Here is an 11,720-nt window from a genome sequence, read left to right as displayed (position 1 = left end):
GGAAATGTGTCTGCTTGATTTCTATGCAACGGCCCGGGGCATGGCTATTATGCGGGCCTCATTGTGAGGCGAAACCTGCATGTTGACGTTGTTGAATCTTCTGAAGGATGGACGATTCCATTCCGGACAGGATCTGGGGATGGCCCTGGGAATTAGCCGAAGCGCTGTATGGAAGCAGCTGCAGCAGCTTGAAGCTGAACTTGGCCTGTCGATCCATAAAGTTCGCGGTCGCGGGTATCAGTTATCCGCGCCTCTGACGTTGCTTGATCCCGTGGAAATAACCAGAAGATCGCCTCAATGGCCGGTAATTGTGTTCGATTCTGTCGATTCAACCAATGCCGAGGCTTTGCGCTCCATTAACAAGGGGGTTCTCGCTCCGTTTTTGGTGCTGTCGGAGCGACAGTTGGCTGGGCGCGGTCGTCGAGGTCGTAAGTGGGTGAGCCCATTTGCGGAAAACCTTTATTACAGTCTTGTGCTCCGTATCGAAGGCGGCATGCGTCAGCTTGAAGGGTTGAGCCTTATTGTTGGCTTGGCGGTAATGCATACCCTGCGAAGCAACGGCGTGCCGACAGCTGGTTTGAAATGGCCCAACGATGTGTTGGTGGGCAACAGGAAAATAGCCGGCATCCTGCTCGAGCTCGTCGGAGATCCGGCGGATGTATGTCATGTTGTATTAGGCATAGGAATCAACGTGAATATGCAGGTTGCTGATGAGGTAGACCAGCAATGGACCTCTATAAAGCTTGAGTCAGGTAAGTCCTGCGATCGCAATGCTCTGGTGGCGGAGTTGAGTAATCAACTCGAGGCTTATATCCATAAGCATCAGCTTGAGGGGTTCGCAAGTCTGCAAGAGGAATGGGCGGAAAATCATCTGTGGCAGGGTCGGTTCGTTTCGTTGATCGCGGGTAATAGCCATATCGATGGGATCGTGCTCGGTATTGATAGACAAGGCGGGTTGCGCTTGAGCGTGGATGGCGTTGAAAAAGTTTTTAGTGGCGGAGAGCTCAGCCTGAGGTTGCGTGATGATTCTTGAGCTTGACTGCGGCAACAGCTTTATAAAATGGCGCGTGCTGGATGCCTTGGCGAGCGGCGTAGTCTCGGAAGGAGTTGTAGATTCCAATCAGGCTTTGATTGAGGGGCTGCGGATCATAAAGTCGCTTTCATTGCGCAACTGTCGTTTGGTGAGCGTCAGGACTAATGAGGAGACTGGCGCGTTAATCGAGCTTATTGAGCGCGAGTTCGGTATTCCTATCGTGAGCGCGAAACCCGCTCGCGAGATGTCCGGTGTTCGAAACGGCTATGAAGATTATGAGCGTCTAGGTCTCGATCGTTGGCTGGCAATGCTTGGCGGCTTTCACTTGGCTGCCGGGAATGCTTGTCTGGTTCTAGACTTCGGTACGGCCGTGACTGCCGACTTTGTTGCTGCTGATGGTGCGCATCTCGGTGGCTTCATTTGTCCTGGCATGCCTTTGATGCGAAACCAGCTGCGCACCCACACGCGTAAAATTCGCTATGGCGATGAGGCGGCGGAGCGGGCCCTATCCAGCCATGTGCCGGGCCGGACCACCGTTGAGGCGGTGGAGCGCGGTTGTTCTCTGATGCTGAGGGGCTTCGTTCTCACTCAATTAGAGCTGGCTCGAGCATATTGGGGCGAAAACTTCATGGTCTTCATCACGGGAGGGGATGCCGAGTTGGTGGATGGCGTCGTGCCTGAGGCCAGGGTTGTGCCCGACTTGGTTTTTGTCGGCCTGGCGATGGCGTGCCCCTTGTCCTGAGGTTTATATGCGTTGGTTATTCCTGCTCCTTGTAGTTCTCAATGTTTTTTACTATGTCTGGCATCAGCAGGAAGCGCCCTTGCGAGCCAAAGACGTGACACCTCTGAATTTATATCGTGGTTCGCAGCAGGATATTCGTTTGCTGAGCGAAACAGCCAGTGATGGGCGCAGAGTGGAGGCAGCTCCGCGTCAACAGTGTCTGTTCCTCGGTGGATTTTCTGATGAGGATTTGATTGCGAGGTTGCAGCAGCGTCTGTCGGCGATGAGGGTCGATGTGCAATCCGTGCCGAAAGACGCTGCTGGAAGTGGTTACTGGTTGGCAGTTACGCCGGACGGCCAGCGTTTGGTGGGCGATCAGCAGTTGCAAAACCTTTCCAAGGAATTCAAAGAGTTAAAACATAAAATAATGCTGTGCGAAGGGGTTGCACCTACTCAATAGTTTGCATAGAATGGCGCCCGCTCCACAGCGAACACCCTGATCGGGATTCAAAGTGAAGCGTGTCAACGCAGCTAACCTCAGGTTTTTAAATGAGAAAATGCTTGACAGGGGTTTGGCATGATATAGAATGCCGGCCTGATTAGGAGGGGTTCCCGAGCGGCCAAAGGGATCAGACTGTAAATCTGACGTCTACGACTTCGAAGGTTCGAATCCTTCTCCCTCCACCAGATTTAAGCGTGAGCTGCAGGCTCCGCGGGTATAGTTTAGTGGTAGAACCTCAGCCTTCCAAGCTGATGATGCGGGTTCGATTCCCGCTACCCGCTCCAAGTTTGCAGGTTGTGCAAAGGGTTTTGCTCTTGTAGCTCAGTTGGTAGAGCACACCCTTGGTAAGGGTGAGGTCAGCGGTTCAAATCCGCTCAAGAGCTCCATATAACAAGGCAGATATGAAAATATCTGCCTTTGTTTTAATGGTTGATATTGTTTGTCTAATTTCTTCTGTAGAGGGTGATATCGATGGCTAAGGAAAAATTTGATCGTTCCCTGCCCCACGTCAACGTTGGGACCATTGGTCACGTTGACCACGGTAAAACCACTCTGACTGCTGCTCTGACTCGCGTTTGCTCCGAGGTTTTCGGTTCTGCAATCGTTGACTTCGACAAGATCGACAGTGCACCGGAAGAAAAAGCTCGCGGTATCACCATCAACACCGCACACGTTGAGTACAACTCGAAGATCCGTCACTACGCTCACGTTGACTGCCCAGGTCACGCTGACTATGTGAAGAACATGATCACCGGTGCTGCTCAAATGGACGGCGCTATCCTGGTTTGCTCGGCCGCTGATGGTCCGATGCCACAAACCCGTGAGCACATCCTGCTGTCCCGTCAGGTTGGCGTTCCGTACATCGTGGTCTTCCTGAACAAGGCTGACCTGGTAGACGACGCTGAGCTGCTGGAACTGGTTGAGATGGAAGTTCGCGACCTGCTGTCCACCTACGACTTCCCGGGCGATGACACTCCAATCATCATCGGTTCGGCTCGTATGGCGCTGGAAGGCAAAGACGACAACGAAATGGGCACTACCGCTGTCAAGAAGCTGGTAGAGACTCTGGATGCCTACATCCCAGAGCCAGTTCGTATGATCGACAAGCCGTTCCTGATGCCAATCGAAGACGTATTCTCGATCTCTGGTCGCGGTACTGTTGTGACTGGTCGTATCGAGCGCGGTATCGTTCGCGTCCAGGATCCGCTGGAAATCGTTGGTCTGCGTGACACCACCGTTACTACTTGCACCGGTGTTGAAATGTTCCGCAAGCTGCTCGACGAAGGTCGTGCTGGCGAGAACTGCGGCGTTCTGCTGCGTGGTACCAAGCGTGACGACGTTGAGCGTGGCCAGGTTCTGGTCAAGCCAGGTTCGGTCAAGCCGCACACCAAGTTCACCGCAGAAGTTTACGTTCTGAGCAAGGAAGAAGGCGGCCGTCACACTCCGTTCTTCAAGGGCTACCGTCCACAGTTCTACTTCCGTACTACTGACGTGACTGGTAACTGCGAGCTGCCAGAGGGCGTTGAAATGGTAATGCCAGGTGACAACATTCAGATGACTGTTACCCTGATCAAAACCATCGCGATGGAAGACGGTCTGCGTTTCGCTATCCGTGAAGGCGGTCGTACCGTCGGCGCTGGCGTCGTAGCCAAAATCATCGAATAAGCGGTTGTAATGTATTTTTCAGGCCGGCATAATGGTCGGCCTGATTTTGTTTTAGGTCAGTAGCTCAATTGGCAGAGCGACGGTCTCCAAAACCGTAGGTTGGGGGTTCGATTCCCTCCTGACCTGCCAGATTCACTCGGTGTGTCTGGCTTTCTTTTCACAGGATCTTCATAGATGACTCCTAAAGCTGAAGCTCAAGGCTCTCGCTTCGATCTGCTCAAGTGGCTTGTAGTAGTCGCTTTGGTGGTTGTTGGCGTTGTTGGCAATCAGTATTACGCTGCTTCGCCGATCCTGTACCGTGTACTTGCGTTGCTTGCCATCGCTGCTGTAGCTGCCTTTGTAGGCCTGCAAACTGCGAAGGGCAAGTCTTTCTTTGTACTGGTTAAGGAAGCTCGCACCGAGATTCGTAAAGTCGTGTGGCCAACTCGCCAAGAAACCACGCAGACCACGCTGATTGTCGTGGCTGTTGTTCTGGTTATGGCGTTGCTGTTGTGGGGGCTTGATTCCCTGCTCGGCTGGCTTGTTTCCTTGATTGTCGGCTAAGGGTGTCCCGTGGCTAAGCGTTGGTATGTTGTGCATGCTTACTCGGGTTACGAGAAGCATGTGATGCGCTCGCTGATCGAGCGCGTAAAGCTGGCTGGCATGGAAGATGGCTTCGGCGAGATTCTGGTTCCCACTGAAGAAGTGGTTGAGATGCGTAACGGCCAGAAGCGCAAAAGCGAGCGGAAGTTCTTTCCTGGCTATGTGCTGGTCCAGATGGATATGAATGAGGGTACTTGGCACTTGGTCAAGGATACTCCTCGGGTGATGGGTTTCATCGGCGGTACCGCTGACAAGCCTGCGCCAATTACCGATAAAGAGGCAGAAGCGATTCTGCGTCGTGTTGCTGACGGTAGCGACAAGCCTAAGCCGAAGACGTTGTTCGAGCCAGGTGAGACGGTACGTGTCAATGACGGTCCATTCGCTGATTTCAATGGCGTTGTGGAAGAAGTTAACTACGAAAAGAGCCGGATCCAAGTGGCGGTGCTCATTTTCGGTCGCTCTACTCCGGTGGAGCTCGAGTTCAGTCAGGTCGAGAAGGTCTAACTGGACAAGCAATCCCAACCCCGCAGCCTTAGGCTGTGGGGTTTTGTCGTCACTGGGATAAACGCGCAAGTAACCGGGGAGCCTTTCGAGGCGTTCGAACCCGTAATTGGAGTGCCTCATGGCCAAGAAGATTACCGCTTACATCAAGCTTCAAGTGAAGGCCGCTCAGGCTAACCCAAGTCCACCGGTTGGTCCTGCCCTGGGTCAGCACGGCGTGAACATCATGGAATTCTGCAAGGCTTTCAACGCCCGTACCCAGGGTCTTGAGCCAGGTCTGCCGACTCCAGTGATCATCACTGTCTATAGCGACCGTAGCTTCACTTTCGAAACCAAATCCACCCCTGCTTCGGTTCTGCTGAAGAAGGCGGCTGGTCTGACCAGCGGTTCCGCTCGTCCGAACACCGTTAAGGTTGGCACCGTTACCCGTGCTCAGCTGGAAGAAATCGCGAAAACCAAAAACGCGGATCTGACTGCAGCTGATATGGATGCAGCCGTGCGTACTATCGCCGGTTCTGCTCGTAGCATGGGCCTTAACGTGGAGGGTGTGTAATGGCTAAGCTGACCAAGCGTCAAAAGGCTATCGCCGGCAAAATCGAAGCAGGCAAGGCCTACAACATTGTAGACGCCGCTGCTCTGCTGGCCGAGCTGTCGACTGTCAAGTTCAGCGAGTCGTTCGACGTTGCTGTAAATCTGGGTGTAGACCCGCGTAAATCCGACCAGGTTGTTCGTAGCGCTACTGTGCTGCCACACGGCACTGGCAAGACCGTTCGCGTAGCTGTGTTCACCCAGGGTCCAGCTGCTGAGGCCGCTCTGGCTGCCGGCGCTGACCGTGTAGGTATGGACGACCTGGCTGCCGAAATGAAAGGCGGCGACCTGAACTATGACGTAGTGATCGCATCCCCGGATGCCATGCGCGTTGTAGGTCAGTTGGGTCAGATCCTCGGTCCACGTGGCCTGATGCCTAACCCGAAAGTCGGCACCGTAACTCCAGACGTAGCCAACGCGGTTAAAAACGCCAAGGCTGGTCAGGTTCGTTATCGCACCGACAAAAACGGCATCATCCACACTTCCGTTGGCAAGATCGGCTTCGACGCCGTCAAGCTGAAGGAAAACGTTGAAGCCCTGATCGCTGATCTGAAGCGTATCAAGCCGGCTTCCTCGAAAGGCATTTACGTCAAGCGCGTTACCCTGAGCACCACCATGGGCCCAGGTCTGGTCATCGACCAGAGCTCGCTCGACGCGTAAGACAAAGGTTGGCGCGGATTGCCGCGCCAATTGAAAGATTGGGGTCCCTGCCTGGCGGGGGCTATCCAAGACCGTAGGCGGCGCAAGCCTTAAACCTCAAGCCTACGCAGATGGTGCTCCCGGTTCCTTACCGAATCAGACACCAAAACGACATTCGGTTCCGATCGAATGAAACGGTAACAAGCAGGAGTTAAACCCGTGGCAATTAATCTCGAAGACAAGAAGGCCATCGTCGCTGAAGTCAACGAGGCTGCCAAAGTCGCTCTGTCCGCTGTCGTGGTTGATGCACGTGGCGTAACAGTAGGCGCAATGACCGGACTCCGTAAAGAGGCTCGTGAAGCTGGCGTTTACGTACGTGTTGTACGTAACACCCTGCTCAAGCGCGCTGTTGCTGACACTCAATACAGTGTCCTCAACGACGTGTTCACCGGCCCGACCCTGATTGCATTCTCCAACGAACATCCGGGCGCTGCTGCCCGTATCTTCAAAGAGTTTGCCAAGGGTCAGGACAAGTTCGAGATCAAGGCAGCTGCGTTCGAGGGCAAGTTCCTCGCAGCTAATCAGATCGACGTACTGGCAACTCTGCCGACCCGTGACGAAGCAATTTCTCAGCTGATGAGCGTGATTCAAGGCGCTACCAGCAAATTGGCTCGTACTCTGGCGGCAATTCGCGACCAGAAAGAAGCTGCCGCAGCCTAAGGCTCGTCACTTCTCGCGTTTTTTGTTTATTTCGATGGTCGCGTAGGCCGTCCCCCAATTCAGGAATTGAGTCATGTCTCTGACTAACGAACAAATCATCGAAGCAATCGGCCAGAAATCCGTAGTGGAAATCGTTGAGCTGATCAAAGCGATGGAAGAAACCTTCGGCGTTACCGCTGCTGCCGCTTCGGCTGGTCCAGCTGCTGCTGCCGCTGTTGTTGAAGAGCAAACCGAGTTCAACGTTGTTCTGCTGGAAGCTGGCGAGAAGAAGGTTAACGTGATCAAGGCAGTTCGCGAACTGACCGGTCTGGGCCTGAAAGAAGCCAAAGAGAAAGTAGACGGCGCTCCTCAGGTTGTAGCTGAAGGCGTTTCGAAAGAAGCGGCTGAAGACGCCAAGAAGAAGCTGGAAGAAGCAGGCGCTAAAGTCGAGCTGAAGTAAGCATCGACTTTGCTCCTCCAGCCCGAGCGTCAAGCGACAGGCTGATGGCTGGTGGCTCTTGCCACCGGCCTTTTTCCGTTATTGGCAGCCGACTGGGTCGGTGCCGGTAAAGGCGCTGTAACCACCCGATGCGGTGGCGCAAACCATGGGGTTTGCACGATTTTCTGGCTGCTCCCGTCGGGAGGGGCCAAACAAGCAGGTGACCAAGCTGGGGAACGCTGATGGCTTACTCATATACTGAGAAAAAACGTATCCGCAAGGACTTTAGCAAGTTGCCGGACGTCATGGATGTGCCTTACCTCCTGGCCATCCAGCTGGATTCGTATCGTGAATTCTTGCAAGCGGGAGCGACTAAAGATCAGTTCCGCGACGTGGGCCTGCATGCGGCCTTCAAATCCGTTTTCCCGATCATCAGCTACTCCGGCAATGCTGCGCTGGAGTACGTCGGTTATCGCCTGGGCGAACCGGCATTTGATGTCAAAGAATGCGTATTGCGCGGTGTAACTTTCGCCGTACCTTTGCGGGTAAAAGTGCGCCTGATCATTTTCGACAAAGAATCGTCGAACAAAGCGATCAAGGACATCAAAGAGCAAGAAGTCTACATGGGTGAAATCCCCCTGATGACTGAGAACGGTACCTTCGTAATCAACGGTACCGAGCGTGTTATCGTTTCCCAGCTGCACCGTTCCCCGGGCGTGTTCTTCGACCACGACCGCGGCAAGACGCACAGCTCCGGCAAACTGCTGTACTCGGCTCGCATCATTCCTTACCGCGGCTCGTGGCTGGACTTCGAGTTCGACCCGAAAGACTGCGTCTTCGTGCGTATCGACCGTCGTCGCAAGCTGCCGGCCTCGGTACTGCTGCGCGCACTCGGTTACACCACCGAAGAAGTGCTGGACGCGTTCTACACCACCAACGTATTCCACCTGAGCGGCGAAACCCTCAGCCTGGAACTGGTGCCATCGCGCCTGCGTGGTGAAGTAGCGGTTCTGGATATCCAGGACGAGAAGGGCAAGGTCATCGTTGAGCAGGGCCGCCGTATTACCGCGCGCCACATCAACCAGATCGAAAAAGCCGGTATCAAGACGCTGGATGTGCCACTGGACTACGTTCTGGGCCGTACCACCGCCAAGGCTATCGTGCACCCGGCCACCGGCGAAATCCTGGCTGAATGCAACACCGAGCTGAACACTGAAGTCCTGGCAAAAATCGCCAAGGCTCAGGTCGTTCGCATCGAGACCCTGTACACCAACGACATCGACTGCGGTCCGTTCGTCTCCGACACGCTGAAGATCGACTCCACCAGCAACCAATTGGAAGCGCTGGTCGAGATCTATCGCATGATGCGTCCAGGCGAGCCGCCAACCAAAGACGCTGCCGAAACCCTGTTCAACAACCTGTTCTTCAGCCCTGAGCGTTATGACCTGTCTGCGGTCGGCCGGATGAAGTTCAACCGTCGTATCGGTCGTACCGAGATCGAAGGTTCGGGCGTGCTGTGCAAGGAAGACATCGTCGCGGTACTGAAGACTCTGGTCGACATCCGTAACGGTAAAGGCATCGTCGATGACATCGACCACCTGGGTAACCGTCGTGTTCGCTGCGTAGGCGAAATGGCCGAGAACCAGTTCCGCGTTGGCCTGGTACGTGTTGAGCGTGCGGTCAAAGAGCGTCTGTCGATGGCTGAAAGCGAAGGCCTGATGCCGCAAGACCTGATCAACGCCAAGCCAGTAGCTGCGGCGGTGAAAGAGTTCTTCGGTTCCAGCCAGCTCTCGCAGTTCATGGACCAGAACAACCCGCTGTCCGAGATCACCCACAAGCGTCGTGTCTCCGCACTCGGCCCTGGCGGTCTGACTCGTGAGCGCGCAGGCTTCGAAGTCCGTGACGTACACCCGACTCACTACGGTCGTGTCTGCCCGATTGAAACGCCGGAAGGTCCGAACATCGGTCTGATCAACTTCCTGGCTGCATACGCTCGCACCAACCAGTACGGCTTCCTGGAAAGCCCGTACCGTGTGGTGAAAGAGGGTGTGGTCACCGACGAGATCGTGTTCCTGTCCGCTATCGAAGAAGCCGATCACGTGATCGCGCAGGCTTCGGCGACCATGAACGAGCAGAAAGTCCTGATCGACGAACTGGTAGCCGTACGTCACCTGAACGAATTCACCGTCAAGGCGCCGGAAGACGTCACCTTGATGGACGTTTCGCCGAAGCAGGTTGTCTCGGTTGCAGCGTCGCTGATCCCGTTCCTCGAGCACGACGACGCCAACCGTGCGTTGATGGGTTCGAACATGCAGCGTCAAGCTGTACCGACCCTGCGCGCTGACAAGCCGCTGGTAGGTACCGGCATGGAGCGTAACGTAGCCCGTGACTCCGGCGTTTGCGTCGTGGCTCGTCGTGGTGGCGTGATCGATTCCGTCGACGCCAGCCGTATCGTGGTTCGTGTTGCCGATGACGAAGTTGAAACCGGTGAAGCCGGTGTCGACATCTACAACCTGACCAAATACACCCGCTCGAACCAGAACACTTGCATCAACCAGCGTCCGCTGGTGCGTAAAGGTGATCGCGTTCAGCGTAGCGACATCATGGCCGACGGCCCGTCCACCGACATGGGTGAACTGGCACTGGGTCAGAACATGCGCATCGCGTTCATGGCATGGAACGGCTTCAACTTCGAAGACTCCATCTGCCTGTCCGAGCGCGTGGTTCAGGAAGACCGCTTCACCACGATCCACATTCAGGAACTGACCTGTGTGGCCCGTGACACCAAGCTTGGCCCAGAGGAAATCACTGCGGACATCCCGAACGTGGGTGAAGCCGCACTGAACAAGCTGGACGAAGCCGGTATCGTTTACGTAGGTGCTGAAGTAGGCGCAGGCGACATCCTGGTCGGCAAGGTCACTCCGAAAGGCGAGACCCAACTGACTCCGGAAGAAAAACTGCTGCGTGCGATCTTCGGTGAAAAAGCCAGCGACGTTAAAGACACCTCCCTGCGCGTGCCTACCGGCACCAAAGGTACTGTTATCGACGTACAGGTCTTCACCCGTGACGGCGTTGAGCGTGATGCTCGTGCTCTGTCGATCGAGAAGTCCCAGCTGGACGAGATCCGCAAGGATCTGAACGAAGAGTTCCGCATCGTTGAAGGCGCGACTTTCGAACGTCTGCGTTCCGCTCTGGTAGGCCACAAGGCTGAAGGCGGCGCCGGCCTGAAGAAAGGTCAGGACATCACCGACGAAGTACTCGACGGTCTTGAGCACGGCCAGTGGTTCAAGCTGCGCATGGCTGAAGATGCTCTGAACGAGCAGCTCGAGAAGGCTCAGGCCTACATCGTTGATCGCCGCCGTCTGCTGGACGACAAATTCGAAGACAAGAAGCGCAAACTGCAGCAGGGCGATGACCTGGCTCCAGGCGTGCTGAAAATCGTCAAGGTTTACCTGGCAATCCGTCGCCGCATCCAGCCGGGCGACAAGATGGCCGGTCGTCACGGTAACAAGGGTGTGGTCTCCGTGATCATGCCGGTTGAAGACATGCCGCACGATGCCAATGGCACCCCGGTCGACGTGGTCCTCAACCCGCTGGGCGTACCTTCGCGTATGAACGTTGGTCAGATCCTTGAAACCCACCTGGGCCTCGCGGCCAAAGGTCTGGGCGAGAAGATCAACCGGATGGTCGAAGAGCAGCGTAAAGTGGCTGAGCTGCGCACCTTCCTGGACGAGATCTACAACCAGATCGGCGGTCGTAACGAAGATCTGGACAGCTTCTCCGATCAGGAAATCCTCGATCTGGCGAACAACCTGCGTGGCGGCGTTCCAATGGCCACCCCAGTGTTCGACGGCGCCAAGGAAAGCGAAATCAAGGCCATGCTGAAACTGGCAGACCTGCCGGAAAGCGGCCAGATGCAGCTGACCGACGGCCGTACCGGCAACAAGTTCGAGCGTCCAGTTACCGTTGGCTACATGTACATGCTGAAGCTGAACCACTTGGTAGACGACAAGATGCACGCGCGTTCTACCGGTTCTTACAGCCTGGTTACCCAGCAGCCGCTGGGTGGTAAGGCGCAGTTCGGTGGTCAGCGTTTCGGGGAGATGGAGGTCTGGGCACTGGAAGCATACGGTGCTGCTTACACTCTGCAAGAAATGCTCACAGTGAAGTCGGACGATGTGAACGGCCGTACCAAGATGTACAAGAACATCGTGGATGGCGATCACCGTATGGAGCCGGGCATGCCCGAGTCCTTCAACGTGTTGATCAAGGAAATTCGTTCCCTCGGCATCGATATCGATCTGGAAACCGAATAACACGTGACGCGAATCGAGAGCGGGGCAGGATTGCC

11 protein-coding genes and 4 tRNA genes are annotated in these 11,720 nt (G+C 55.3%); all 15 read left to right on the top strand.

Going from position 1 to position 11,720, the window contains the following annotated elements; all coding sequences use genetic code 11:
* Positions 1–79 precede the first annotated feature (79 nt).
* The 15 genes from birA to rpoB all read left to right on the top strand — a co-directional run bounded on the left by birA (position 80) and on the right by rpoB (position 11,685).
* Complete coding sequence (birA, locus tag GXB78_RS20085; protein WP_329516692.1) at positions 80–1,033, top strand: bifunctional biotin--[acetyl-CoA-carboxylase] ligase/biotin operon repressor BirA; 954 nt, start codon at positions 80–82, stop codon at positions 1,031–1,033.
* The gene (locus GXB78_RS20080; RefSeq protein ID WP_329516691.1) at positions 1,023–1,775 is read left to right on the top strand and encodes a pantothenate kinase; all 753 of its coding nucleotides are present in this window, start codon (positions 1,023–1,025) and stop codon (positions 1,773–1,775) included. Before birA ends, GXB78_RS20080 begins: the two co-directional genes overlap by 11 nt.
* A gap of 7 nt (positions 1,776–1,782) precedes the next feature.
* Positions 1,783–2,214, top strand: coding sequence for a hypothetical protein (locus tag GXB78_RS20075; RefSeq protein WP_329516690.1), 432 nt, complete (start codon positions 1,783–1,785; stop codon positions 2,212–2,214).
* Positions 2,215–2,356: 142 nt separating this feature from the next.
* A tRNA-Tyr gene (locus GXB78_RS20070) sits at positions 2,357–2,441 on the top strand.
* 25 nt (positions 2,442–2,466) lie between these two features.
* Positions 2,467–2,540 (top strand) — tRNA-Gly (locus GXB78_RS20065).
* A 26-nt stretch (positions 2,541–2,566) separates the two neighbouring features.
* Positions 2,567–2,642 (top strand) — tRNA-Thr (locus GXB78_RS20060).
* 85 nt (positions 2,643–2,727) lie between these two features.
* Entirely contained in the window at positions 2,728–3,921 is a 1,194-nt protein-coding gene (gene tuf / locus GXB78_RS20055) for an elongation factor Tu (protein ID WP_064361246.1), read from the top strand.
* A gap of 53 nt (positions 3,922–3,974) precedes the next feature.
* Positions 3,975–4,050: transfer RNA gene (locus tag GXB78_RS20050), tRNA-Trp, on the top strand.
* A gap of 45 nt (positions 4,051–4,095) precedes the next feature.
* Complete coding sequence (gene secE, locus GXB78_RS20045) at positions 4,096–4,464, top strand: preprotein translocase subunit SecE (RefSeq protein ID WP_016772937.1); 369 nt, start codon at positions 4,096–4,098, stop codon at positions 4,462–4,464.
* Positions 4,465–4,473: 9 nt separating this feature from the next.
* Positions 4,474–5,007: a transcription termination/antitermination protein NusG gene (gene nusG, locus GXB78_RS20040; RefSeq protein WP_007957598.1), complete on the top strand. Its 534-nt coding sequence runs from the start codon at positions 4,474–4,476 to the stop codon at positions 5,005–5,007.
* A gap of 118 nt (positions 5,008–5,125) precedes the next feature.
* Positions 5,126–5,557 (top strand): 50S ribosomal protein L11, encoded by a 432-nt coding sequence (rplK, locus tag GXB78_RS20035; protein ID WP_003176435.1) that lies wholly within the window; start codon positions 5,126–5,128, stop codon positions 5,555–5,557.
* Positions 5,557–6,252, top strand: coding sequence for a 50S ribosomal protein L1 (gene rplA / locus GXB78_RS20030; protein WP_024014523.1), 696 nt, complete (start codon positions 5,557–5,559; stop codon positions 6,250–6,252). Before rplK ends, rplA begins: the two co-directional genes overlap by 1 nt.
* Before the next feature lie 198 nt (positions 6,253–6,450).
* Positions 6,451–6,951: a 50S ribosomal protein L10 gene (gene rplJ / locus GXB78_RS20025; RefSeq protein WP_008081912.1), complete on the top strand. Its 501-nt coding sequence runs from the start codon at positions 6,451–6,453 to the stop codon at positions 6,949–6,951.
* 73 nt (positions 6,952–7,024) lie between these two features.
* On the top strand, positions 7,025–7,390 hold the full coding sequence (gene rplL / locus GXB78_RS20020) for a 50S ribosomal protein L7/L12 (protein ID WP_003228750.1): 366 nt from the start codon (positions 7,025–7,027) through the stop codon (positions 7,388–7,390).
* A 221-nt stretch (positions 7,391–7,611) separates the two neighbouring features.
* Positions 7,612–11,685, top strand: coding sequence for a DNA-directed RNA polymerase subunit beta (gene rpoB, locus GXB78_RS20015; RefSeq protein WP_329516689.1), 4,074 nt, complete (start codon positions 7,612–7,614; stop codon positions 11,683–11,685).
* Positions 11,686–11,720: the final 35 nt, after the last annotated feature.

This window comes from Pseudomonas moraviensis subsp. stanleyae, from assembly GCF_036283065.1.
Taxonomy (GTDB): domain Bacteria; phylum Pseudomonadota; class Gammaproteobacteria; order Pseudomonadales; family Pseudomonadaceae; genus Aquipseudomonas; species Aquipseudomonas stanleyae.
The sequence above is the reverse complement of the archived record's forward strand: the minus strand, read 5'-3'. Positions and strand labels throughout refer to the sequence as shown.